General features: G+C 45.7%; 1 pseudogene. It reads left to right on the top strand.

Features of this window, described 5'->3' with window-relative positions:
• Positions 1–632: pseudogene (locus tag ACFIO5_RS12575) on the top strand (cell envelope biogenesis protein TolA); the annotation flags it as partial.

Genomic DNA, 632 nt, shown 5'->3' with positions numbered 1-632 from the left:
ATGAAACGAGGCTTGGCTTTATCTCTGGTTGTCCATGTGATTTTTCTCAGTTGGGGAAGTATTTATTTTACCAATCCCGTTTCTTTGCCACAGCAATTGGAAGCAGTTCCCATCATTGTTGCTCCTGTGACTGAAGAATTTGCTTCTCAACAGGGTGCCTTGAATGCTCCTGTGCGTGCAATTCCTGCAGTAAAGCCTACTACCAAACCACAAGAAAAAGAAGACGCTCGTCATTTTGGGGAGGGACAGATAGATAGTTTTGCGCCTTTTAAACCAAAAGAAAAACCACGCTCCGTTGAAACAACCCCTTCATCATCCGGAGAAGAGAAGGCGTCGGAAAAATCTTTACCAGTAATTAGGGAACAAGAATTACGAGAAACAAAAGCAGAAAAAGTTTCAGAAAAACCTTTAGAGGTTGCCGAGAAGATTGCGCCAGCATTTCCTGAAGAGGTGCATCCAGAGGTTGCCGAGAAGGTTACACCAGCATCTCTTGAAGGTGTGCATCCAGAGGTTTCTGAGAAGGTTACGCCAGCATCTCCTGAAGAGGTGCATCCAGAGGTTGCCGAGAAGATTGCGTCAGCATCTCCTGAAGGTGTGCATCCAGAGGTTTCTGAGAAGGTTACAACAGCACC

This window comes from Bartonella sp. AA86SXKL (assembly GCF_042196885.1).
This window is presented reverse-complemented; position numbering and strand designations above follow the sequence as displayed.